General features: G+C 70.0%; 22 protein-coding genes and 2 pseudogenes. 8 read left to right on the forward strand and 16 right to left on the reverse strand.

Annotation, left to right across the window (positions count from 1 at the left end):
* From ABGB12_RS20265 to ABGB12_RS20280, 4 genes and pseudogenes are all read left to right on the forward strand, one after another.
* Positions 1-102: pseudogene (locus tag ABGB12_RS20265) on the forward strand (peptide-methionine (S)-S-oxide reductase); the annotation flags it as partial.
* Positions 103-151: 49 nt separating this feature from the next.
* On the forward strand, positions 152-352 hold the full coding sequence (locus ABGB12_RS20270; protein ID WP_347680142.1) for an Arc family DNA-binding protein: 201 nt from the start codon (positions 152-154) through the stop codon (positions 350-352).
* Positions 349-738, forward strand: coding sequence for a Fic family protein (locus ABGB12_RS20275; protein WP_347680144.1), 390 nt, complete (start codon positions 349-351; stop codon positions 736-738). The genes ABGB12_RS20270 and ABGB12_RS20275 overlap by 4 nt, the downstream gene beginning before the upstream one ends.
* 16 nt (positions 739-754) lie before the next feature.
* Positions 755-838 (forward strand): annotated as a pseudogene (locus tag ABGB12_RS20280) (peptide-methionine (S)-S-oxide reductase); the annotation flags it as partial.
* A 14-nt stretch (positions 839-852) separates the two neighbouring features.
* Here ABGB12_RS20280 and ABGB12_RS20285 read toward each other — a convergent pair.
* The 4 genes from ABGB12_RS20285 to blaOXA all read right to left on the reverse strand — a co-directional run bounded on the left by ABGB12_RS20285 (position 853) and on the right by blaOXA (position 5,062).
* On the reverse strand, positions 853-1,002 hold the full coding sequence (locus ABGB12_RS20285; RefSeq protein WP_347680146.1) for a hypothetical protein: 150 nt from the start codon (positions 1,000-1,002) through the stop codon (positions 853-855).
* A 2-nt stretch (positions 1,003-1,004) separates the two neighbouring features.
* Positions 1,005-2,627: a hypothetical protein gene (locus ABGB12_RS20290; protein ID WP_347680148.1), complete on the reverse strand. Its 1,623-nt coding sequence runs from the start codon at positions 2,625-2,627 to the stop codon at positions 1,005-1,007.
* A 208-nt stretch (positions 2,628-2,835) separates the two neighbouring features.
* Entirely contained in the window at positions 2,836-4,146 is a 1,311-nt protein-coding gene (locus tag ABGB12_RS20295) for an MFS transporter (protein ID WP_347680150.1), read from the reverse strand.
* Positions 4,147-4,165: 19 nt separating this feature from the next.
* Entirely contained in the window at positions 4,166-5,062 is an 897-nt protein-coding gene (blaOXA, locus tag ABGB12_RS20300) for a class D beta-lactamase (RefSeq protein WP_347680152.1), read from the reverse strand.
* 222 nt (positions 5,063-5,284) lie between these two features.
* Between blaOXA and ABGB12_RS20305 the strand changes: the two genes are divergently transcribed.
* Complete coding sequence (locus tag ABGB12_RS20305) at positions 5,285-5,998, forward strand: DUF2306 domain-containing protein (RefSeq protein WP_347680154.1); 714 nt, start codon at positions 5,285-5,287, stop codon at positions 5,996-5,998.
* Here ABGB12_RS20305 and ABGB12_RS20310 read toward each other — a convergent pair.
* The 4 genes from ABGB12_RS20310 to ABGB12_RS20325 form a co-directional block, all read right to left on the reverse strand.
* On the reverse strand, positions 5,973-6,644 hold the full coding sequence (locus tag ABGB12_RS20310; RefSeq protein WP_347680156.1) for a response regulator transcription factor: 672 nt from the start codon (positions 6,642-6,644) through the stop codon (positions 5,973-5,975). The genes ABGB12_RS20305 and ABGB12_RS20310 overlap by 26 nt on opposite strands.
* On the reverse strand, positions 6,641-7,780 hold the full coding sequence (locus ABGB12_RS20315; RefSeq protein ID WP_347680158.1) for a histidine kinase: 1,140 nt from the start codon (positions 7,778-7,780) through the stop codon (positions 6,641-6,643). Before ABGB12_RS20315 ends, ABGB12_RS20310 begins: the two co-directional genes overlap by 4 nt.
* 66 nt (positions 7,781-7,846) lie before the next feature.
* The gene (locus ABGB12_RS20320) at positions 7,847-8,896 is read right to left on the reverse strand and encodes a mechanosensitive ion channel family protein (RefSeq protein ID WP_347680160.1); all 1,050 of its coding nucleotides are present in this window, start codon (positions 8,894-8,896) and stop codon (positions 7,847-7,849) included.
* Positions 8,897-9,001: 105 nt separating this feature from the next.
* On the reverse strand, positions 9,002-9,493 hold the full coding sequence (locus tag ABGB12_RS20325; protein ID WP_347680162.1) for a MarR family winged helix-turn-helix transcriptional regulator: 492 nt from the start codon (positions 9,491-9,493) through the stop codon (positions 9,002-9,004).
* Between the two features lie 66 nt (positions 9,494-9,559).
* Here ABGB12_RS20325 and ABGB12_RS20330 point away from each other — a divergent pair, with 66 nt between their 5' ends.
* The 3 genes from ABGB12_RS20330 (at position 9,560) to ABGB12_RS20340 (ending at position 11,565) form a co-directional block, all read left to right on the forward strand.
* Positions 9,560-10,246, forward strand: a complete 687-nt coding sequence (locus ABGB12_RS20330) for a hypothetical protein (RefSeq protein ID WP_347680164.1) — start codon at positions 9,560-9,562, stop codon at positions 10,244-10,246.
* Positions 10,243-11,061: an SGNH/GDSL hydrolase family protein gene (locus ABGB12_RS20335; protein WP_347680166.1), complete on the forward strand. Its 819-nt coding sequence runs from the start codon at positions 10,243-10,245 to the stop codon at positions 11,059-11,061. The genes ABGB12_RS20330 and ABGB12_RS20335 overlap by 4 nt, the downstream gene beginning before the upstream one ends.
* A 63-nt stretch (positions 11,062-11,124) precedes the next feature.
* Positions 11,125-11,565 (forward strand): carboxymuconolactone decarboxylase family protein, encoded by a 441-nt coding sequence (locus tag ABGB12_RS20340; protein ID WP_347680167.1) that lies wholly within the window; start codon positions 11,125-11,127, stop codon positions 11,563-11,565.
* 125 nt (positions 11,566-11,690) lie between these two features.
* Here ABGB12_RS20340 and ABGB12_RS20345 read toward each other — a convergent pair whose 3' ends face one another.
* From ABGB12_RS20345 to ABGB12_RS20380, 8 genes are all read right to left on the reverse strand, one after another.
* The gene (locus tag ABGB12_RS20345) at positions 11,691-13,928 is read right to left on the reverse strand and encodes an esterase-like activity of phytase family protein (RefSeq protein ID WP_347680168.1); all 2,238 of its coding nucleotides are present in this window, start codon (positions 13,926-13,928) and stop codon (positions 11,691-11,693) included.
* 851 nt (positions 13,929-14,779) lie between these two features.
* Entirely contained in the window at positions 14,780-15,598 is an 819-nt protein-coding gene (locus ABGB12_RS20350) for an ABC transporter permease subunit (protein WP_347680170.1), read from the reverse strand.
* A complete protein-coding gene (locus ABGB12_RS20355; RefSeq protein ID WP_347680172.1) occupies positions 15,595-17,979 on the reverse strand; it encodes an alpha/beta fold hydrolase in 2,385 nt (794 codons plus the stop codon). Before ABGB12_RS20355 ends, ABGB12_RS20350 begins: the two co-directional genes overlap by 4 nt.
* A 54-nt stretch (positions 17,980-18,033) precedes the next feature.
* Positions 18,034-18,336: a hypothetical protein gene (locus ABGB12_RS20360; RefSeq protein ID WP_347680174.1), complete on the reverse strand. Its 303-nt coding sequence runs from the start codon at positions 18,334-18,336 to the stop codon at positions 18,034-18,036.
* Positions 18,337-18,382: 46 nt separating this feature from the next.
* Positions 18,383-18,904: a hypothetical protein gene (locus ABGB12_RS20365; protein ID WP_347680176.1), complete on the reverse strand. Its 522-nt coding sequence runs from the start codon at positions 18,902-18,904 to the stop codon at positions 18,383-18,385.
* 111 nt (positions 18,905-19,015) lie between these two features.
* A complete protein-coding gene (locus ABGB12_RS20370; RefSeq protein WP_347680178.1) occupies positions 19,016-20,044 on the reverse strand; it encodes a 2-oxoacid:ferredoxin oxidoreductase subunit beta in 1,029 nt (342 codons plus the stop codon).
* Entirely contained in the window at positions 20,037-21,878 is a 1,842-nt protein-coding gene (locus ABGB12_RS20375) for a 2-oxoacid:acceptor oxidoreductase subunit alpha (protein ID WP_347680180.1), read from the reverse strand. Before ABGB12_RS20375 ends, ABGB12_RS20370 begins: the two co-directional genes overlap by 8 nt.
* A 275-nt stretch (positions 21,879-22,153) precedes the next feature.
* Positions 22,154-23,491, reverse strand: a complete 1,338-nt coding sequence (locus ABGB12_RS20380) for a hypothetical protein (RefSeq protein WP_347680182.1) — start codon at positions 23,489-23,491, stop codon at positions 22,154-22,156.
* Positions 23,492-23,732: the final 241 nt, after the last annotated feature.

Raw genomic sequence — 23,732 nt, forward strand, 5'->3', positions numbered from 1 at the left:
TACCACCGGCAGTATCTTTCAAGCAGTAAAAACCCCAACGGCTACTGCGGCATCGGCGGCACGGGCGTCTCCTGCCCGATCGGCGTGGCTCCGGCCGAGTGAGCAGGCCGGCCGGCTAGAAGGTGGTACCACTCGGTGGTACCGTGCGGGTATGGCTGAGACTCGGTTGCGTCTGCCCGACGAGATCTACGAGCAGATCAAGGAGATCGCCCAGGGCGATGAGCGGAGTGTCAACTCCGCGATGGTTCTGGCGATCGAGGAGTACATCACTCGGCGACGGCGTGACCGGTATGCGGCGATCGGCAGGAAGGTCGCGCAACGCGACCGTGAACTGCTGGATCGCCTCGCGTGACCTCCTTCCCCACCACAGACGACATCCTCGCGCTGGCCGATGCCCTGCTCCCGGTCGTCGAACTGCGAGATGGCGGACTCCTGCACGCGGCGGTGCTACGGCCCCAGACGTCGGTGTTCGGCGGAGACGCCTATCCGGACCTGTGGGAGAAGGCCGCCGCGTTGATGCACAGCCTTGTTCTGGGCCATCCGCTGGTGGACGGCAACAAGCGGCTGGGCTGGGCCGCTGCCGTCGCCTTCCTCGAAGACAACGGCGAGATCCTGGATTACCAGGACGTGGATGAGGCCGAGAGCGTCATCATCTCTCTGGCAAAGGGAGAACTGGACGACATTCCCGAGCTGGCACGCCGTCTGCGAGATCTCCGCAGCGCACCAGGAGCAGAGTAGGCACGTGAAGGACTGCCACCAGCAGTATCTTTCGGACGCCAAGAACCCCAACGGCTACTGCGGCCTCTCCTGCCCGATCGGCGCCGCTCCTGCCGAGTAGTAGGCACCGACTGATCAGCCGGACCCATCGACTCCCAGCGCCTGACCGGCGGCCCGGCGGTGCCCGGTGGACATCGCGCCGACGGAGTGAGCCGAGCCGTCCTCGCCGAGGTCACCGTGCTCCGGGCGGAGTGCGGGGAGCGCCGTGACCCGTTCGAAAGACATGGCTACTGTCGCGGTCCTGACGAGGTGAACGTGAGGATTCTCGGTGCCAGCACCTTGGAGGAGTCCGGCCCGCGCTGGGTTCCCGGCTTGATGTAGTCGCGCAGCGAGGCCATGAACATGCCGTGCAGAGCGGGGTCGCCTTCCGCCGAGGTGTCGCCGCGCGACGGCAGCATCTGATCCGTGATCCTGGTGCAGTTCTTCGGCCAGCCGGGCAGGCCCCGGAGCACCTCGCAGTCCCGGGTGAAGTAGTGCACGAAGAACTTGCCGCTGTTCTTGACCGTGTTCGTGTAGCCGGACGCGGAGCCTTTGAGAGTGGTGTCCAGAACATTCGCCACGCCCGCCAGCAACGAGGCGTCGTTGACGGACAGGGCGCTGTAGGTCGCGTTGCCGGTTTCGGTGGCGAGGGCGTCGACCACTGCGTAGACCTGACCGGAGTCGAGGGGGAGCGGTCGTGACAGGTAGTAGGCCGCGTCCTGCTGGTCGCCCAGGCAGTTCATGTTGATCTTGCGGCAGTACGGCCCGGTCCACCCGTACTCCCGCACCGGGTCGACCATCGGCGAGGATGCCGCCGGCCGCCTGCAGTCACTGCTCTTCAAGCGCGCCGTACCGCTGACCTTGTCGCACACCGCGTTGATCAGCTTTCGCAGGTCCGGGGCCAGGCGGGCCTCGTTGTTCGCGGTCCGTTTCTCGAAGGCCAGCGATCCGTAGCGCCGTACGGGCCCCTGAGAGGCAGAGGCACGTACGCGCAGCACCTTCAGCGGGGGGTTCTTCCGCCACTCGTCCGCGGCCTGCTCTTGGCCGGGTGCGGGGATGGCGTACCGGAACGCGGTGAAGAAGTCGACGGCGTTCTTGCCCATGCCCAGCGGACCGATCGGGCCGAATCCGTCGCGGCTGGGCACCCGCTCGGTGAAGATGTGCCCGCTGGGAACGCCCTCGGCTCGCAGGGCCCGGCGGACGGCCCGGTCGGTGGTGGCGCTGGGCGTGATGATGAAGTACCGCTTCTTCCCGAAGGGATAACCGGATCGCCGCTGCATGACGACGTTGTTCACGGTGTCCCCGATCGCGGACACGCTCTGGATCCGTCCTGATCGCCGGCCGTTGGCCGGGATCGTGTCGAACAGGTACTGCATGGGAACAGGCTGGCCGGCTGTGCGCTTCCACTTGCGGTAATCGTTTTCCCTCCACCGCCCGTTCTGGCTGAACTGCCATGTCTGCACCCCCATGTAGCGGCCCGGGGGAGGCATCTTCCCGTAGATCACGATCGCTTCCCGCGGATCGAGGCGGTAGGTCACGTTGTAGCCGGGCCGCGTCCCGCCGAACGCGTTCACCATTTTCGGGTCGACGTATTCGTTCGGCCAGGTCTTCACGATGGGGACCACGTACGGGGCCGAGGGGTTGTTCAGGAGGCAGTTCTTCAGCACCGGGTAGGTGGAGTCCTTGCAGTCCTGCTGGGTGTACAGCATCGGATACCCCGGGTTGACCCGCGCTCCGCTCTTCTTCAGGCCGGCGACCAACCTCGTGGTGAACGGATCATCGGCCATGCCCGCCCGCTCGCCGTTCTGGTGCAAGCGCGCCGGAGGGGAGGCGCCGCCCTGCGCCGGAGACGCTGATGCGTACCCGGTCACGACGACGAGCATCACGCACATCGGCAAATACCGGGCTCTCGGTGAGATGCGACTCATGGCCATCCCTTCCCCCGGGGTGCTGAGCGGCCGTCCCGTGCCGTGGCTCTGCCCGCCCGACCCTCACTTTGACTACCATTAGTAGTATGAATGCTACTATAAGTGAGGAGGGATGGTGCTGGCCTGCCCGGTCTTGCCGGGTTCCTTCAGCTCATCGAACGCTACCGGCTGGATCGGGCTTCAGTTCTGAGCGGGTCGGAGGGATCCGCAGGGCGGCCGCGGAGAGTGCCGCGATGAGTGCGAGGCCGGTCATGGCGGTCGTCGTGCCCGGGGTCCCGGCGCCCAGAAGCGGGCCGAGGGCGAATCCTCCTGCCAGGGAGACGGCTCCGGCGAGGAAGCTGAGCAGGCCGAGATACACGCCGAACCGCGAGGGCGGGGCCCAGCGGGTGACGGCCTGGAACAGCGCCGACTGCGTCAGCCCGGCGGCCGATCCGTGCAGGACGGCGGCTGCCATCAGCACGGCGATCCGGCCGTAACGGTCAGAAGGCACCGCGAGCAGTACCAGATAGCCCGTGCCCGCGCAGAGCAGGCCGGTCCTCAGCAGCCGGGGACGCTCGCCTCGGCCGCCGCCGCACCACGGCTGGACGGCGGCCGTGGCCACCGCCACCACGCAGAAGAACAAGGTCGTCGTGCCGGAGCCGACCTCCTTGAGCGGGACGACGGTCGTGACCTGGGTGGTGAGCAGCGTGCTGGGAGCGGCGGCCAGGGCGAACAGGAGGAAGGCCCGATCCCGGAACACCGCCGAGACCCCCTCGGCGAGACCCCGGGCCCACGGCCGGTCGTCCGCCCGGCGGACGGCGCCGGACGGACGGTGCAGGAGCACGAACAGTACGGCGCCGGCCACCCACGCGCCCGCCGTTACCGCCGACAGCAAGCCGAACCCGCCGGCCAGCAGGACCAGACCGAGGGGCGGGCCGGCCACCGCGCCCAGCTGACCGGCGATCACGTAGGCCGAGAAGCCTCGGGAACGGCGCGACGGCGCCACTCCGGCCAGCACGGACTGGGCGGCGGGATGGAACAGAGCCCCGCCGATCGCCATCACCACGACCGCGAGGAGCAGTTCGCCCACGCCCTCGGTGGTGCCCAGCAACGCGAACGCCGCAGCCCTCAGGACGCAGGCCAACGCCCCCGTGCGTGCGGGGCCGATCGTGTCGGTGAGCGCGCCGGCCGGCAGGTACAGCATGTTCTGGACCGCGACGCGCACGGCGAGCACCACCGTGATGGTGCCCGCGAGCATGCCGAGGTCGTGGCGCAGGTGGAAGACCACATGCGCCATCACCGCGAAGTAGCCGAGCGAGATGGCCAGCTGGATCCCCACGACGATCGCGACCACACGACGGTCGGAGACCGGCGGCCGTCCCCGCTGTGTGGGGATGCGCGACCCGGCGGTTCCCCCGGCCCGGGAACGGCCGGGAGGATCGGGCTTCACGCGTGACGGGGCCATGGTGTCGGGGGTCTTCATGCGATCACGGTCGGGCTCGTCAGGCCTTCGGGAGGACGCCGAGGGTCCGCAGCAGGTCACGGGCGAGGGGGACGCGCTTGGCGGTGTCATCGTCGGCGTTGATGTCGATGTTGAGGGCGAAGGCGTAGACGCGGTCGTCGCGCTCGACCCAACCCACCCACCAGCCGATGCCGGGCTCGGTCGAGGTGCCCCAACCGGTCTTGGCGAACAGCGCGTAGCCGTCCTTCTCCTCGACCTTCAGCAGTTCACGCACCGTCAGCTGGTGGTGCTCGGACGCCGGCAGCTGCCGGCGGGCCAGCCGGGACAGGAAGCGGGTCTGCTCGACCGCCGAGATCTCCAGCGGGCCGTCGAGCCAGAAGCGGTCCACGGCGGCGCCGATCTCGCGGTCGCCGTAGTGCAGCCGGTTCACCCACTGCTGCTCCCGCTTGACGCCGATCCGGCGGGCGAGCGTCTGGAACACCGGCACGTTGGACACCCGGACGGCGTCGCGCAGGTTCATGTCCTGCTCCCATTGGGGGAAGGGCTGCGGCTGCCCGCCGTAGGGGATCACCTCGTTCTCGTCCGCGACGACGCCGGTCTCCAGCGCGATCAGGCTGTGCGGGATCTTGAACGTGGAGGCCGGGATCAGTCTCTGCTCCGCCCGTGCGAGGTCGACGACGGTCGTCCGCTTCTGCTCCACGTCGAGGAGCACGAATGTTCCGTTCACTCCCGCCTCGCGGAACGCGGCTCGAAGGTCGTCCCGCACGATCAGGTCATGGTGGACGGCCGTCCGGGGCGCGGCGCCGTGGACGGTCGTGGTATCCGTGGGCCGGGCGCCGGCGGCGCCGGGGATGATTCCGCCGAACAGCGCGGAGGCGGTCAGAACGGCTGCACCGAGTGCCGCGCGCAGTCGTGTCCGTGGGGTGGAGTTCTGCATTCCGGTCTCCTCACTCTCGATCTTCAGGGGAAGAGCAGACCAGAACCCGAAGGAATGTGTCCAATATCGATATGAAAGCAAGATTGATATGTGAATAGATATTCATGCTGGTGAGAAGCGTGGATGAACGGCCTTTCGGTGGGGCGCATCGGCCGAAAGTACGGGTGGGGTCGAGCCGATCCGGCGATGATCCGGCGGGGTCTCGGCGGTCACGATCGGTGCATGAACGACGTGAGTGGTGAGAACAGGGCGGGGCGGGTCTTCGCTCCTCGGAAACCGGGGAACGGCCGAGCGGCGGGGGAGCTTTCCGCGGGCTCCGCGAAGGCGGGGTGGAGGGCGCCCGCCGGGTTGATCGCGCTCAGCGCGGTACCCATGGTCGCGGGGGCGCTCCGGCTGGGGGAGCTGGCCGGCGGGGCTGAGGTCACGGCGGACAACGCCCGGTTCTTCGCGCAGCCCCTGCCGATCGTGGCGCACATCTTCGGCGTCAGCGTGTACTGCGTTCTGGGGGCGTTTCAGTTCGCTCCAGGGCTTCGGCGCCGACGGCCCGGATGGCATCGTGTCGCCGGGAGGCTGCTGGTGCCGTCCGGGCTGGTCGCGGCGCTCACTGGATTGTGGATGAGCCTGTTCTACGACCTTCCCGCGCATGACGGGGAGCTTCTGCTCGTTTTCCGGCTCGTGTTCGGGGTGGCGATGGCGGTGGCACTCGTTCTGGGGTTCGCCGCGATCCGGCGAAGGGACGTCGCCCGGCACCGCGCCTGGATGATCCGTGCTTATGCGATCGGGTCGGCGGCGGGCACGCAGGTGCTGACCAATGTGCCTTGGATGCTGTTCTTCGGGATGCCTGGAGAGACGCCCAGGGCGTGGCTCGTGGGCGCCGGATGGGTGATCAACCTCGCGGTGGCCGAAAGGGTCATCCGAGCCCGTCCCGGTTCCTGACGCGGCCGGTCTCGTAGGCCCAGATGGCCAGTTCGACCCGGTTGCGGGCGCCGAGCTTGGCCATCAGACCGGCGATGTGGGTCTTGACGGTGCTGAGGGAGATGTGGAGTTCGCGGGCGACCTCGCCGTTGGTCCGTCCGCGGGCCACGGCGGCCAGGACCTGCTCCTCCCGGTCCGTGAGGGGGTCGACGGGCTGCGGCGCCGGTGCGCGGGGCCCGGTGCGGGCGAAGGCGCCGAGCAGCCGCGCGGTGACGCTCGGGGCTATGAGGGCGTCGCCCTCGGCGGCGGCGCGGACGGCCTGGGAGAGCAGGTCGACGCCCGCGTTCTTGAGCAGGAAACCGCGGGCACCCGCCCTGAGCGCGGCGTAGACGTACTCGTCGAGGTCGAAGGTGGTGATGACGATGACGGCGAGGGGGTCGCCGACGTCCGGCCCGGCGAGGGCGCGGGTGGCCTCGATGCCGTCGGCTCCGGGCATGCGGATGTCGAACAGGCACACATCGGGGCGCAGGAGCCGCGCGAGTTCGACGGCCCGCCGCCCGTCCTCGGCCTCGCCGACGACCTCGATGCCGGGCTGGGCGTTGAGGATCATCGTCAGCCCGGTGCGGACGATCTCCTGGTCGTCGGCGACGAGTACCCGGATGCTCATCCGGCCCTCCCGGTGCGGGGCAGCACGGCGGTCACGGCCCAGCCCCGTTCGGGGCCGTGACCGGCCGCGCAGGTGCCGCCCAGCAGTTCGGCGCGTTCGATCATGCCGATGAGTCCGTATCCCGGCGCCGTGACCGTTCGTGCGGAGGCGCTGTCGCCGTCGTCGCTGACCCGCAGGCGCACGGACGTGCCGTCGGCGGTGACGCGCACCTCGATACGGGTGGCGTGGCGCGCGTGCCGCCGTGCGTTGGTGACCGACTCCTGGACGATCCGGTAGACCGCCGCCTCGACCGCCGGGGAGATGCCGTCGAGCTCGCCGGAGAGTTCCACATCGACGGACGGTCCGGTGCGGGGGGTGTCGGCGAATCGACGCAGGTCGGCGATGCGCCGTCCGGGTTCCAGGTCCGCGGGCAGGTTCCGGCGCAGGACCCGGACCATGGTGTTCAGTTCGGTGAGGGCGAGTCCCGCCTCGGCCTCGATCACCCGGAGCGCCTCGACCGCGGCGTCCGGCCGTGAGGCCGCGGTCGCCAGGCCCGCCTGGGCCCGGATCGCCATCGCCGAGACGTGGTGCGCGACGGTGTCGTGCAGGTCGCGGGCGAGGTTCTCGCGTTCGAGCAGCTTGACCTGGTCGAGTTCGCGCATCCTCGCCTTGGCCCGGTAGCGGAACGCCGCGCCCAGGGCGAGGGCCGCGGACACGACGGCGAGCGCGCCGACGGCCTCGGACGGGACGAGGCGGCCCGAGGCGACCTGGAACACGATCCCGCCGAGGATGACCGCCGACCCGGTCACCGTTTCGCGTCCCGACCCCCATCGGAAGAGCGAGTACAGAACGACGAGAAGGAACATCATCGTGTTCGTCTCCGCGGATTCGCCGCCGGTGAGCAGCGCCGCGAGCCCCGTGCAGACGAAGACGATCAAGACCATCAGCAGCGGTCTGGTCCTCCGCCACAACAGTGTGGGTATCAGCCCGAGCGTGAGGGCCAGGGAGAGGCCCCGCCAGGGGAGGTCCGGCCGCAGCACCCCTTCGAGTACCGCGAGCGGCACGAGCGCGCCCACGAGCGCCCAGTCCCGCCACACCCGTGCCGGAGGGTCCGGGGGGCGGGGCTCATTCCACACGGAGAGGGGGAGGCCGTGCACCCCGCCATGGTACGAGAACCTCCGGGCGGCGGGAGGCGCGGTGGGCGCTGCTCCCGCCGGGACGGTTCAGCGGGGGCCGGGGACGAGGGCGGGGGTGTCGGGGAAGATGAGCTGCCGGGTGGGGAGGGGGATGCCGATGCCCTCGGCGCGGAAGCGGGTGTGCAGGCGTTTGACGAACTCGTGTTTGACGACGAACTGGTCGGTGAAGTCGCGGGTGCGCAGGATGACGGTGAAGTCGATGCTGGACTCGCCGAAGGTGTGGAAGCGGACCAGGGGGTCGTAGTCGGGGACGCCGCCTTCGACTTCGGTCATCACCTCCTTGCCGACCTCGATGACGACCTTCTCGACGTGTTCGAGGTCGCTGTCGTAGCCGACCTTGGCCTGCAGGAGCAGGCCCATGTCCTGCTCGGGCTGGTGGTAGTTGGTGAGGATCGCGTCAGCGAACTTGGCGTTCGGGACGATCACCAAGTTGTCGGACATGGTGCGGATAGTGGTCTTGCGCCAGTTGATATCGACGACGTGGCCTTCCTGGCCGGTGCTGAGGCGGATGAAGTCGCCGGGGACCACGGTCTTGGACGCCAGGATGTGCACGCCCGCGAAGAGGTTGGCCAGGGTGTCCTGCAGGGCCAGGGCGACGGCCAGGCCGCCGACGCCCAGTGCGGTCAGCAGCGGGGTGATCGACACCCCCAGGCTCTGCAGCAGCACCAGCGTGCCGACCACGAGCACGACGGTCCGGGTGATGTTGGCGAAGATCGTGACCGACTGGGAGATGCCCGACCGGGCCATCGCGATCGAGCTGACGATCCCGCCCGCCAGCCGCGCGGCGGCCAGCGACACCACGAAGATCACCAGCGCGACGAGGATCTGCCCGATCACCGTCCGCACGCTCGGCTGGAACCTCAGGACCAGCACCCCGATCCAGGCGCCGCCGGCCGCCGACAGGACGACGGCCAGGTCGTACAGCAGCCGGAGGACCAGGTCGTCCCAGACCCAGTGGTTGCCCTCGGCGCGCTGGATCAGCCGGCGCAGCACCAGCCGGAGGCCCAGTCCCACCCCCAGCATGACCACCAGCACGACGGCGGCCCCGATGACGCGCCCCCATTCGAGTTCAGGCACGGTACTCCGTTCGGTGAGGGGAAGGGGAACGCACCGATCGTATGATGATCATGCTCCCTTTGCCGACAGAGCCCACGGAACAGTGACCTTCGCGACGCTCCGGCGTCAGCGGGGAAGGGCGCGGTAGCCCGGGTGGACGCCAGGGGCGAGGCCGTGATGGGCGGCGAGGGTCTCCAGCAGGGCGGTCAGCTGGGCCCGCTGGTCCTCGTCGAGAGGCGCGCAGACCTCGTCCTCGTGGGCCGAGCCCAGGGAGAGCATCTCGGACATGACGCGGGCGCCCTCCGCGGTGAGGTGCAGTTCGTGGTGGCGGCGGTCCCGGGGGCTGCGCCGGCGCTCGACCAGCCCCTTGCGTTCCAGCGCGTCGATCAGCGTGACCACGCGGCTGGGGACGACGCCCAGTTCCTTGGCGAGTGACTGCTGGCTGCGGCCGGGATCGGCGGAGATCAGGCGGAGCAGCCCGACGTCGGAGGGGACGACGCCCAGCGCGCTGACACGTTCGGCGAAGCGCTGGGCCGCGTGGGCTCCGATCTGGGAGAGGAGGAAGGCGGTTCCCCTCGGGCGTGCGGCCGGAGCGTCGGGTCGTGCGGGCTTGCTCATGAGGTGATGGTAGTCGCAGAGAATAGTTCTGTGCTATGAATGATTCACCAAAGTGAAGGAGTTGGCATGGTCCAGCAGGCTCATCGGGCGCAGGGAGGCCCCCCGCTGGGGGTCCTCGGCGTCGTGTCCACGATGTTGTTCGTCATGGGGGTCGTCGTCAGCACGGTCCTCGCCGGAGGCGACACGTTCCCGTCCCCCTTCGGGGAGGAGACGGAGATCCTGCGGCACTTCCGGGAACACCAGGACGCCGTGAAGGTGGGGGCGTTCCTGCACTTCGCCTCCTCGGTGCCGCTGGCGATCTACGCGGCCACGGCCTCGGCGCGGCTGCACAACCTCGGCGTCCGGGCGCCCGGCGCGACCATCGCCCTGGCGGGCGGCCTCCTCGGCTCGGGGATGCTGGCGCTGTCCGGGCTGGCCTCCTGGGTGCTGTCCCGGCCCGAGGTGCTCGCCGAACCCGCCCTGGTCCGGGCGTTGCAGGACCTCGCCTTCGCCTCCGGAGGCGTCGGGAACGTGGTCTTCATGGGCCTGCTGGTGGCGGGGATCGCCGTGCCCGGCTGGCTGGCGGGGCTCCTGCCGCGGCCGCTGGCCCTCCTGGGGCTGGCCATCGCCCTCGCCGCCGAACTCTCCACGCTGACGCTGCTCGTCTCCGGGGCCGCGGTACTCCTGCCCATCGCCCGTTTCCCCGCGCTGATCTGGCTCATCGCCGCCGGATTCCTGCTGCCGCGCACCCGTCCGAAGAAGGTGACCGCATGAGCACCGCGCAGACCGAACGCCTCATCCGGTTCCAGCACCCGGAGAAGACCCTGGGATACCTGGGCGGGCTCGACGACGAGCGGCTCGCCTCGCTGTTCGGCCTGGACGCCCCCTCCTACCGGAGGTTGCGCCGCGAACACGCCGACCAGGCGAGGTCGGCGGCGCGGGAACTGCTCGAAGAACCGGGCTTCGCGGAGAAGGTGGACCGGCTGCCCTTCGCCCCCGGCCAGCGGATCGTGGCTCTGGGCGAGAGCACCACCGCCGACCTGCTGTCCTGGTTCGAGATCCTGCGCCACCTCCTGGAGATCCGGCGGCCGCAGGACGGCCTCTCCCTGGTCAACCTGGCGGTGTCCGGCCAGACGACCACCCAGGCCCTGACCGCTCTCCCCGCCCTGGCGTTCCGCGACCCCGACTGGGTGCTGTGCATGCTCGGCGCCAACGACGCCCAGCGTCTGGGGGTGGACGGCCCGACCCTGGTCAGCCTTCCCGAGACCGAACGCAACCTCCGGACCCTCCGCGACCTGGCCGCCCGAGGCACCCCCGCACGCTGGGTGTGGCTCACCCCCGCCCCCGCGGACGAGGCCCGCGTCGTGGCCTACCCGCACTTCCAGCGGGCCCGGCTCCACTGGAAGAACACCGACCTCGACGCCGTCGCCCGAACCCTGACCGGACTCGAGGACGTCACGGTCGACACCGCCGGAGCCCTCGCCGAGCGGCCCGGGACGGATCCCCACCTCGAGGACGGCCTGCACCTGTCCCTCGCCGGCCAGCGGGCCCTGGCGGCTGCGCTGGTCGGCGTTCTCGCGGCGAATTGACCCATGATTTCGCCACGAAAATGCACCATACCCCGGGCTGTTCGGGCTTCTAGGGTTGTGGACATGACAGCTCAGCGCATGAACTTCACCACCACGGCTCCCCGCGTCTTCAAGGCAGTGCTCGCCCTGGACGCCGCCGCGCGCAAAGGGCTGGACCCGGTCCTCGTGGAGTTGGTGCAGATCCGCACGTCGCAGCTCAACCGGTGCGCGTACTGCATCGATTACCACACGAAGGACGCCCGCAAGGCGGGCGAGACGGAAGAGCGGATCTACCAGCTCAACGCCTGGGAGGAGTCCGGTCTCTTCAGCGAGGAGGAGCGGGCGGCCCTGGCTCTCACCGAGGCCGTCACCCTGCTTCCGGGCGGCGTCCCGGACGAGGTGTACGACCGGGCCGCCGCCCACTTCCCGGAAGAGGAGCTGGCCCAGCTCATCGCCGTGATCTTCACCGCCAACACCTGGAACCGGATGAACGTCACCACGCGCAAGACTCCCGGCACCGAGTGACGGACGTCCTGGGCCCCGGCGCCCGCGACGATGGCGGTTCGGCCCGGGAGTCCCGCTCGCGGTCCAGAAGAAGGTCCCCGCCTGCGGGGGCAGGCGGGGACCGGGGGAGGGGAGGAAAGCCGGGTTCAGAAGGCGGACTTCAGGGTGCCGGGGGAGTAGAAGACCGTCTCGCCGGTGGCGTCGTCGACGGCGTCGTTGTCGGTGACGATCCAGACGCGGCCGCCCTCGGTGACGCCGAGGCCCTCGACCTTCTCCTGGGTCCAGCCGCCGAAGCTCCGGAGGTCGGGGAGGAGGTCGCGTTCCAGGGTCTTGCCGAGGACGGGCAGGGCGCCGTCGCCGGGAGTGCCGGTGGGGAGGGCCACCGAGTAGACCTTCTTGTGGGCGGCGGCGGTGCCGGAGGCCTTGTCGCGCTCGACGACGAGGAGACGGCCGTCGGCGTGGGTCAGCTCGGACAGGCCGTTCCAGTTCGAGGCGGACGCCGAGGGCTCGACCGGGTAGCCGAACCAGGCCCACTCGCCGGTGGCGACGCTGTAGCGGCCGAGACGGGCGACGTCGGCGGGGTCGCCGGTCAGGGGGCGCTGGAGGGCCACCCACACCTGCTCGGACGCGCCGGTGCCGACGACGGTGACGCCTTCGAGGCCCTGGCCGCCCATCCGGGAGGCGATCTCGGCGGGCAGCGGGACCTCCTGCTGGACGGCGCCGGCCGCGTCCAGGCGGACGAGCAGGTTGCCCGGGCCCTTGGCGCCTTCGGAGGCCAGCCAGAAGCCGCCGCCGGGACGCGCGGCGATGCCTTCGGCGTCGTAGGCGGCGGGTGCGCCGCCCTTGGTGACGGTCAGCGCCCTGGTGATCGTCGCGGGCTTCTCCCCGGTGTCGATCGTGAAGATCTTGGTGGGCTTGTAGGCGGAGTCCCACACGGCGTACAGGCCGTCGCGGCTGCCGGGGACCGAGGACAGGCCGGACAGGGCGCCCCAGCCGATCGGCTTGCCGTTCTCGGAGGCCGAGACGAGACCCGGCACCTCAGGCTTGCCGAGGCGGAAGATCTGGACGCCCGCCCGCAGGCCCGCGGAGGCGTCGTCGGCCTCGCTGGAGACGATGAACATGCCCCGTGACGGCACCGCCAGCAGCCCTTCGGGCCCGGCGTTGGTGGGCAGGAACTGCACGAAACGCGGCTTGGACGGCTTGCTGACGTCGTACACGGCGACGAAGTTCGACCGCTCGGAGCCGACGAAGGCGTAACGGCGACCCCGGTACGTCGCGACGGTGATGCCTTCGGGTTCGGCGCCCTTGTTCCCGGCCCGGTCCTCGTTGTGGTGGCCGTGCCGGACGGCCAGGTACTCGAAGGTGTTGCCCGCGTCCCACACGACCTGCCCGCGGTCGCCGAACACGGTCCAGCCGCGGCTGCCGCCCTTCCAGTCGCCTTCGTTGGCGGTGGCCAGGTGGTGGTCGTCGATCCAGGCGATCGCGTCGGGCTCGCGGGGCGCGTCCTCGATGGTGCCGGTCAGGGAGATCTCGCGCTCTTCCTTGGTGTCGACGCCCGTCAGGGTGACGTCGCCGGCGGAGAAGACCCGCTCGACGCGTCCGGTGCGCAGGTCGACGACGGCGATGCCGTTGTTCTCCTGGAGGGTGACGGCGACCTTGCCCCGCTTGTTGATCGCCACGTATTCGGGCTCGGGGTCCTGCGGGGTGTCCAGCCCGGCCTGGACGAACGAGGGCAGCGCGCTCCCGTCGGCCTGGGTGAACGGGACCTTCCGCAGTTTCCAGCCGGAAGGGTCCGAGCCCTTCAGGTCGAGGATCTGCAGGAATCCGGCGGGGGCCTGCGGCAGGTCGCCTTCGTCGCCGCCGTCCGGGGTGAAGTCCTCGTCCCGCTCGTTCTCGATGGCGATCGCCGCGTACTTCCCGGACACCGCGATCGAGTCCGGCTGCCCGCCCAGCTCGATGCTCCGCACGGTCTTGCGGTCCTCGATCCGGATCACGTCGATCCGCCCGGACGTCTTGGTGTAGCTCGCGCTGGTGTTGACGACGACCAGCGCGTACCGCCCCACGACGGCCACGGACGTGGGCTCGTACTCGCCGAGGTCCAGCGTCCCCAGCCCCTTGGGCTTGCCGGGGTCGCTGATGTCCAGGAACCCGACGCGTTCACCGGGCGCGTCGGTGTAGATCAGCGTCCGCCCGTCCTGGCTGACCGCACTGATCTCGGCGACGGTCTCCCCGTCGCCGCCGCCGTTCTGGTGCACGGGATAGGTGGCGACCCGCTCGAACAGCGGGTCCTTCGCCCCGGCCCCGGCGGGGGAGATCCCCGCCATCCCGGCGAACGCCACGGCACCCGCGGCCAGCCCGGCCGCCCAACGCATGCGTCGTCGCATCGCTTCTCCTGCTTCGTCCCAAAAATGCGTAACGAGCCTCGCATCGCCTCAGAACCGGCAGGTGAATTCCGTAAGGCGTCCGCCTGAAGACCCGGACGGCTACCGGAGCGGGAAGGGCGCGGGCGGCGGAGACGACGGCGAGGGCCGCCGGACGGAGAGGGCGGGCGCGGGGGCCCGGGGGCGGAGAAGTAGGGTCGGGGGATGCGGATCTGTTGCCAGAGCATGCGGGCTCAGTTGGAGAAGCGCTGCGCTCTGCATGACGATCCGTATCGGTGCCCGGATCGTCTGGTGGTCCACTCGGCGGAGTTCGGGGTCTGGGGTCTGATCATCCATGACGGGGGAAGGGCGGCGGTTCCGATCGCCTTCTGCCCATGGTGTGGAGCGAAGCTGGCGTAGCCGGCTCCGGGGGAGGCGCCCTGTCAGTAGGGGAGGATCCGGCCTGACGGGGTGCGCAGGTCCAGCGACTGGGGCTTGCGCGGGACTCGTGGAAGCTTGACGATCTGCTGCTGTCGTGCCATTTCGATCATCTCCCCTCTTTCGGCGGTGTCGAACCGCCCGGGTTGTTCACCTGAGGCGGAAGAACCGCCAGGTTTTGGTGAGCTTATGCGACGTCGGCTGGTTGTTCATCCGATTTTCCGATGACGGGTATCACTCGGAGCGATCGTATGGTGTCTCGGGGTCAGGTCGCATCGACTTCGGAAACGACACGCTTTCGGGGCTCAGTAGCCGGTATGGGGGATCGGCGGTGACCCTCCTGGGCTTCCTGAAGAGATACCCCGGTCAGGCCGGAAAAAAACGGTCCAAATCCCTGGCCGTCCCCGGGGCGCCCACAAGCCCCGGGGACGGCGGTCTCAGGAGGTGACGTCCTTGGCGCGGAAGTGCCGGAAGGCCAGCGCGAAGAGCACCACCGCGTAGGTGACGGACAACGAGGCGCCCTGGATCATGCCGTTCCAGGAGATGTCCGGCTGCAGGGCGTCCAGCCAGGCGTAGGTGAAGCGGGTGGGCAGCAGGTCCCGCCAGTCGCCCAGCGCGGTCACCGCGTCGAGGATGTTGCTGACGATCACCAGCCCGACGGCGCCGCCGACCGCGCCCAGCGGCGAGTCGGTCATGACCGACAGCAGGAACGCCAGCGCCGCCACCACCAGCTGGGAGACGAGCGAGTAGCCGACGATGATCGCCATCCGCCCGAAGGCGCTCTCGGCCGGGTAGGTGCCGCCGGTGGGGAGCGTGATGTCGGACCAGCCGAACACCAGCGTCCCGGCCAGCAGCGCCATCAGCGGCAGCGCCAGGACGGCGGCCGTGGCGTAGCCGAGCGCGACGACGAGCTTCTGGCGCAGCAGCCTGTCCCGGGGCACGGGCGCGGCCAGCAGGTAGCGCAGCGAGGACCAGCCCGCCTCGCTGGCCACGGTGTCGCCGCAGAAGAGCGCCACGGTGACCACCAGCAGGAATCCGGTGGAGACGAACAGGGTGAACAGCGCGAAGTTCAGCCCGCTGGTGGTGGCCACGTCGGCCAGGCTCATCCGCCCGTCCTCGTCCGGCCCGTCCCCGCCGAACTGGAAGGCGATCACCAGGATCCACGGCAGGAGCAGCAGCAGCCCGAAGGCGACCAGGGTCCGCCGCCGCCGGAACTGGCGGATCGCCTCGACCCTCAGGGGCAGTGGTCCGCTCATGCCCGGCTCCCGATGATCTCCAGGAAGACGTCCTCCAGGCCGCGCCCGCCGACGATCTCGGTGACGGGCCCGTCGGCGACCTTGCGTCCGCGCGCCATCACCACGACGTGGTCGCAGGTCTGCTCCACCTCGCTGAGCAGGTGGCTGGAGACGATGACCGTCCGCCCCGTCCCGGCGTACCGGACGAGGACCTCGCGCATCTGGCGGATCTGCGGCGGGTCGAGACCGTTGGTGGGCTCGTCGAGGACCAGCAGGTCGGGCAGGCCGAGCATGGCCTGGGCGATGGCCAGGCGCTGGCGCATGCCCTGGGAGTAGGTGCGGACGGGACGGGCCAGCGCCTCGTCGGTGAGCGCGGCGACCTCCAGTGCCTCCTCCAGGTGGGAGTCCCCGGCGGGGCGCCCGGTGGCCCGCCAGTACAGCTCCAGGTTGTCCCGGCCGGACAGGTGCGGCAGGAAGCCGGGCCCCTCCACGAACGAGCCGAGCCGGGCCAGAACGGGCGCTCCGGGGACGACCCGGTGCCCGAAGATCCGGATCTCGCCGCCGTCCGGGTGGATCAGCCCCATGAGCATGCGCAGGCTCGTGGTCTTCCCCGCGCCATTGGGCCCTAGCAGACCGAGGACCTGACCCTTCTCGACCCGGAACGACAGGTCGTCCACGGCCTTGTACCCGTTGCGGTAGGTCTTGGTGAGCCCCTCGATCCGCAGCGGGACCGCGGCGGACTCCTCGTCGAAGTCGTCCCGGCGGTGTCGTCCGCGCGCCAGCAGCGCGATGGCGGCGGCCAACGCGGCGGACGGCGCGATCCACACCCACAGGGGCGGGCGCTGAACCGGAGCGGACAGGTCGTCCACGGACGGCACGGACAACCCGGAGACCGCCGAGATCTTGTAGGTGAGGGGTTCGGCCGGGCCGGCGAACCCGTAGTCGGTGGTGGAGAGCACGACCCGCAACCGGTGCCCCCGGCTGAACTCGTAGTCCAGCGCGGGCAGGACCACGTCCCTTTCACCGTCGACCTTGACGGGGGCGGCGAGCCGCCGGGCGAGGGTGGCCTTGCCGTCGGGGGAGACGTCGTAGAGCTTGGCGAACAGGACGGCTTCGCGGTCGGTCCTGACGCGCAGGGCGGGGGAGCCCGTCACGCGCAGGGACGCGTCGAGGGGGCCGGTGGTGAAGGAGGCGTTCTGCCCGGCCATGTCCAGGCTGAGGCCTCCGCCGAGGGAGCCCAGCGAGCTCAGCGCGCCCAGGCCGGGCAGCGCCGAGATGGAGGCCGGGACTCCTCCGGCCGGGTTCTGGACGGTCTGCTCGCCGCCTTCCAGAGGCAGTTCCCGCGCGGCGCTCTCCAGCCCCGGGTACTTGTCGGCGGTGGCCGCCACGACGGACTGCCTTCCGTTGCGGGAATCGACCCCGCCGGCTCGCGTGACGGTGAAGTAGGGCGGCAGCGCGACGTCCTTCTCGCCCTTGAGGTAGTGGTCGAACCAGTCGGTGGTCAGCCCGGTGAGCCGTTCCGTCTCCGGTTCGCCGCCGTCGTGCCCGCCCTGGTACCAGACGACGGAGACGGGCCCCTTGGCGGCGCGGGCGTTCCGGTCGGCCTCCTCCAGCGGGAACAGCGAGTCGCTCTGACCCTGGATGAGCAGCATCGGTGCCCGGACGGGCGGCGCCGTGGCGGGCGAGGACTGGCGGAGCAGGTCCCGCGCCTCGTCCGTGGGGCGCCCCGTCTGTGCGACCTCCTGGTACATCTCGCAGATGGACGGCAGGAACCGTCCGCAGGCCGTGGACCCGTCGGACTCGCCGGTGAAGAACAGCCCCGCCCACAGCTTCTTGAACACCCCGTCGGGCAGCAGCGACTGCGAGAGGTCGTGCCAGGTGATGGAGGGGACGATCGCGTCGACCCGCCCGTCGTAGGCGGCCGTCAGCAGCGAGATCGCCCCTCCGTAGGAAGGTCCGGCCATGCCGACGCGGGGGTCGCCCTCCGCGTCCAGCCGGACCTCGGGACGCCCGGCCAGCCAGTCGATCAGCTGCCGGGTGTCCTTGACCTCGTAGTCGGGCGAGTTCAGCGCGATCCGGCCCTCGGAGCGCCCGAAGCCCCGCGCGGACCACGTCAGCACCGCGTAGCCCCGCCGGGCCAGCTTCCGGGCCGCTCCGGCCTGGGAGTCCTTGCTGCCGCCGAACCCGTGCGCCAGCATCACCGCGGGGGCCTTCTCGACACCGGCGGGTTTGTAGAAGGTGGCGTCCAGCGTCACCTTCTGGTCGTCCTCGGGCCCGTCGACGACCTCTATGCGCACCGCTTCGTGCCGGACGGCGGGCTCGTCGTCCACGGCGAGGACGAAGCCTCCACCCGCCGCGAGCACGCCGACCGCGGCCGCGCCCGCGACCCATCGCCCCCTCATGGCGCAGATGGTACGCGAGCACCCCATAAGCCGGAGATCAAGAACTCCGAATGATCACTTAGCGTGACGTCCCGGATATCCGCGCGGCCTGCTGCGGCGTCCGGCGCGGAGCCCGGCGAGCCCCAGCACGAGCGGGGCCACCAGGGCGAGCGTCCGGCGGACGCGCGAGTGCGGGATCCCGGTGCGGCGGGAGATCCGCAGGGAGAGCGGGCCGAGCGCGCGGAAGACCAGCACGCCCATCAGCAGCCCCCCGCCCGCCAGGGCCGCCACGGCGCGCAGCACCGGAGCGTCGGCCCGTATCTCGTCGCCCATCTCGTTGAGCAGGCCCAAGTCGTTTTCGTCAGCGATGTGATCCATGTTCGACAGATGCCAGGTTCGCTCTCGCGGCAAGCCCAAGCCGAGGTCAGGTTCCGGTGCTGTCGCCCCGGGCGCCGGTGATCTCGTGCACCAGCCGTTCGGCGTCGGCCCGGGAGAACCGGCCGGTGATCAGGACCTCGCCCCCGGTGATCGGGGTCTCGACCCAGGGCGCGGTGACGACCCGTCCGCCCACCACCACGATGATCTGCTTGCCCTGCTGGGCCCTGGTGAGGTCGGCGAACGCCTTGCGGTCCGCGCCGGTCAGCAGGATGGAGATCCCCTGGCTGCCGTCCCGCAGCGGCCGGAGCCCGATTCCGCCGACCTTGCGGATGACGATGCCCTCGGTGACCTGGTAGCAGGACGGTTCGGGCCCGGTGACGCCCTGGGTGCCGGTGGGGCAGGCGCCGGGCGTCTGCTGGGAGACCGGGTAGAGCAGCAGAGGGGAGGCGAGCCTCGTCTGGCTCTGGCGGGCGGTCGCGACCAGGAGGCCCGTCATCACGACCGCGGCGGAGCACAGTCCGATGACGATGATCGCGGCGAGCAGCGTGGTCTTCGGCGGTCTGCGCACGGCGTCCAGTCTGGCAGAAAAAGATCGCCGGAAAAGTGAAGGACCCGGGCGGCGAGCCGCCCGGGTCCCGTGCCGACGCGGAGGCCGGGGGGCCTCCTCAGACCGACCGGATCAGTCGATGCGCCAGGTGTCGCCGCTTCGCAGCAGCTCGGTGAGGTCGCCGCGGCCCTGCCGGTCCTTGGCCTGCTCCACCTGCTCGTTGAGCAGCGAGTCGTAGGACGGGCGCGGCACCGAGCGGAACACCCCGATCGGGACGTGCGTGAAGGCGGGCTGGTCCAGCCGGGACAGGGCGAACGCCTGCGACGGGTCCGGGTTGTGGGCGTCGTGCACCACCACGCCGGCCTCGTCCGGGGTGCCGACCCGGAACCCGAAACCTTCCTGGATCAGGGCCTTGTCACGGTCCTTGCCGAAGACGATCGGCTGGCCGTGCTCCAGCCTGACGGTGACGTCGTCCCGCTGGTCGGCGTCCTTCAGCGGCTCGTAGGCGCCATCGTTGAAGATGTTGCAGTTCTGGTAGATCTCCACCAGGGCCGCGCCCTTGTGCTCGGCCGCCTGCCGCAGCACCGACTGCAGGTGCTGGCGGTCGGAGTCGATCGTCCGGGCCACGAACGCGCCCTCCGCGCCGACCGCCAGGGAGATCGGGTTGAAGGGGTGGTCCAGCGAGCCCATCGGCGAGGACTTGGTGACCTTGCCCATCTCCGAGGTGGGCGAGTACTGGCCCTTGGTCAGACCGTAGATCCGGTTGTTGAACATCAGGATCTTGATGTTGACGTTGCGGCGCAGCGCGTGGATCAGGTGGTTGCCGCCGATGGACAGCGAGTCGCCGTCACCGGTGACCACCCACACCGACAGGTCCGGACGGGCCGAGGCCAGCCCGGTCGCGATCGCCGGGGCCCGCCCGTGGATCGAGTGGAACCCGTAGGTGTTCATGTAGTACGGGAACCGCGAGGAGCAGCCGATGCCCGAGATGAACACGGTGTTCTCGCGCCTGATGCCCAGTTCGGGCATGAAGCCCTGGACCGCGGCGAGGATGGCGTAGTCACCGCATCCAGGGCACCAGCGGACCTCCTGGTCGGTCTTGAAGTCCTTGGCCTTGAGCGGGATCTCGCTCTTGGGCACCAGTGCCAGGGCGTCACTCACTGCTCATCACATCCCGGATCACGTCGCTGAGCTCTTCGGCCTTGAACGGAAGGCCGCGCACGCGGTTGTAGCTGACCACGTCGATCAGGTACTTGGCGCGCAGAAGGGTGGCGAGCTGTCCGAGGTTGATCTCGGGCACGATCACCTTGTCGTACTTCTTCAGGACCTCGCCCATGTTCGCGGGGAACGGGTTGAGGTGCCGCACGTGAGCCTGGGCGACCTTGCCGCCGGACTTGCGGATGCGCCGCACGGCCGCGGAGATCGCGCCGTAGGTGCCGCCCCAGCCGAGCACGAGCACGCGGGCGTCGCCGTCCGGGTCGTCCACCCGCAGCGGCTCGACGTCGTTCGCGATGCCGTCGACCTTGGCCTGGCGCAGCCGGGTCATCAGGTCGTGGTTGGCCGGGTCGTAGGAGATGTTGCCGGAGCCGTCGGCCTTCTCCAGACCGCCGATCCGGTGCTCCAGGCCCGCAGTGCCCGGAACCGCCCACGGGCGGGCCAGGGTCTCGGGGTCGCGCTTGAACGGCTGGAAGTCCTCCTGCAGCGGCTCGGCGAAGTCCGCCTCGATCACCGGCAGGTCGGCGACCTCGGGCAGCTTCCACGGCTCGGAGCCGTTGGCCAGGTAGCCGTCGGAGAGGATGAACACCGGGGTGCGGTACTTGACCGCGATCCGGGCCGCCTCGATCGCCGCGTAGAAGCAGTCGGCCGGCGACAGCGGCGCCACGATCGGCACCGGGGACTCGCCGTTGCGGCCGAACATCGCCTGCAGCAGGTCGGCCTGCTCGGTCTTGGTCGGCAGGCCCGTGGACGGGCCGGAGCGCTGCACGTTGACGATCAGCAGCGGCAGCTCGACGGCGACCGCGAGGCCGATCGTCTCGGCCTTCAGCGCCACACCGGGGCCCGACGTGGTGGTCAGGCCCAGCGCGCCGCCGAACGAGGCGCCCAGCGCCGCGCCGATCGCGGCGATCTCGTCCTCGGCCTGGAACGTCCGCACGCCGAAGTTCTTGAACTTCGACAGCTCGTGCAGGATGTCGGACGCCGGGGTGATCGGGTACGAGCCCAGGAACAGGTCGAGGCCGCTGCGGTCGCCGGCCGCCACCAGGCCCCAGGCCAGTGCCGTGTTCCCCGTGATCTGCCGGTACAGGCCCGGCTCCAGTGTCGCGGGCTTGACCTCGTAGGAGGTCGCGAAGTCCTCGGTGGTCTCACCGAAGCTCCAGCCCGCCTGGAAGGCCGCGATGTTGGCCTTCATGATCTCGGGCTTCCTGGCGAACTTCTTCTCCAGGAAGGAGATCGTGCTCTCCACCGGGCGGTGGTAGAGCCACGACAGCAGGCCGAGCGCGAACATGTTCTTGGCGCGTTCGGCGTCCTTCTTGGACAGGTCGAAGTCCTCGAGGGCCTTGACCGTCATCGACGTCAGCGGCAGCGCGTGCACCCGGTAGTCGGTCAGCGAGCCGTCGTCGACGGGGCTGGCCGGGTAGCCCACCTTGGCCAGGTTGCGCTTGCTGAACTCGTCGGTGTTGATGATGACGTCCCCGCCCTTGGGCAGGTCGCCGATGTTGGCCTTCAACGCGGCCGGGTTCATGGCCACCAGGACGTTCGGGGAGTCCCCGGGCGTCAGGATGTCGTGGTCGGCGAAGTGGAGCTGGAAGCTGGAGACCCCGGGAAGGGTCCCGGCGGGGGCGCGGATCTCGGCCGGGTAGTTAGGAAGCGTCGAAATGTCGTTTCCGAACTCAGCCGTCTCCGCCGTGAAGCGGTCGCCGGTCAACTGCATGCCGTCGCCGGAGTCCCCGGCGAAGCGGATGATGACGCGGTCGAGTTGCTGGACCTGTTTGGTCACAGAGGAAGACCTTCCTCGACGCGCAGTCCTCGTCCCAGGTGAGGGTGCCTGTGACAGGAGGGCTACTTGGGCTTGTGCTTATGTTACGACCCAGGCGAGACGGGGCTCACCCGTCTCGATTCCAGGCTCTGAGACCCCGCGCCGTGAGCCTCCGTAAGCCGGCCGGTGCCGACGTGAGAACCCCCGCGATACAGGACGTACCACAGGGGCGCTCCGGTTCGTCGCCGACCTGGATTCGGTCGTTGCCAATGTACCGAACCTGATAGGGGGGTTACTTACGCGCCCTGCTGTTCGGCCTCGAGTTTGCCGATCAGAGCCTCGGCCTTGCTCTTGGAGACCGACTCGACCTTCAGCCAGGCGTTGAAATAGAAGGGGTTGTTGGTGCTGCCCGGCTTGAGGCCGCGCACCCAGGACTTCCAGCCGCCGCTGGTCACCCTGCATTCCAGCGTGGTGGAGCCGGCGCGCAGGGACTGGGCCTTGGTGCATTCGCCCAGTTCCTTGTCGCCCGCCTTGTCCCGCCAGATCCTGGCGACGTAGGTGACGGTGGCGGTGGGCCCGGTGTTGTCGAACTTCCGCTTGATGGTGCAGCCGCGGGCGTCGCAGTCGGAGCGGGTGGCCGTCGCGGCCGCCTTGATCTCGGCGGCGGGGTCGAGCGCGCCGGCCAGCCCGTTGCGGACCTTGTCCTTGAGCTCGGTGTAGAGGGTTCCGATGGAGTCGGCGGTGAGCTCGGTCACATCGAAGTCGAAGGCCTGGGACCCGCCCGCCTTGATCTTCACGAGCTGGTACGGGGCGTCGTCGGACACGTAGTACTGGGCCTCGAGCCCCTCGAAGGCGATCGCCCGGCGGCCCGCGACGGGCTCGGCGGTCGGCGCGCCGGACGGCGGCACCAGCGGCTTGGCCTGCTGGAGGGCCTGGCCGAGCGCGGCGGGGACGAGGAGCTTTCGGATGTCGAAGGACCGCAGCGAGCCGGGGGCCTTGGCCCACTTGCCGGCGAAGTCGCCGACGGCGTCCTCGCCGATCTCGGGCTGGACCTGCCAGAAGGCGGCCGGCGCCTTCACGTAGAGGTCGCCGTCCAGGAGCATCGCGTCGATGACGTCGCCGCTCACCGTCAGGGTTCCGGAGGCCGTGCCGACCCGCGTCACCGACAGGTCGGCCTGGACGGACGTGCCGGAGGCGTCATAGATCCCGACGTAGCGCAGCCCCGGCAGGGAGTTCAGCTTCGTCACGGCCTGCGACGACTTCTGCTGCGGGGTGAGGGCCTTCTCCTTCTCCTCTTCGCCCTTGTTTCCGGCGACGACGAGGAGGACGACGGCGAGCACCAGGACGAGCGCCACGGAGGCGCTGAGAACGGCGATCAGCACGCCCTTGTTGCTCTTCGGCGGCTGCGGCCCGCCCGGGGGCATGGGCTGCCCGAGGCCGGGAGGCTGCCCGAAGGGCGGCGGGCCGCCCGGAGGCTGGAAGGGAGGCGGCGTCCAGCCGCCCTGCTGCGGCTGGTGGCTCCAGTTGGGCTGCGGTCCCTGGTCGGACGCCGGGGGCTGCGGCGGCGGTTGTACGGGCGGGCTCCAGTTCTGACCGGGAGGCTCCCAGTTCGGCTGCTCAGGTCCCTGCGCCATCTGCCGCACCACCCCGTATAACACGTGTTCTTGGGGGAGACCTTATGTTCGTCTCCTAGATCCGTAAAGATAGACGTACTGCGGATGCTCATGGTTCGAGGATCTTGGTCTGCTTCGGCCGGTTGGGGAGAGACTGCCCGGGCGTGTGACCTGCGGCTATGACGATCACCACATCGCGCGAAAGAAGCGGCAGGCCGACGAGGGGCGGAAGACGGTTCCGATACCTCAGGGGATTTCGGTG

It is taken from the genome of Actinocorallia sp. B10E7 (assembly GCF_039871655.1).
In the GTDB taxonomy this organism is placed as follows: Bacteria; Actinomycetota; Actinomycetes; order Streptosporangiales; family Streptosporangiaceae; genus Actinocorallia.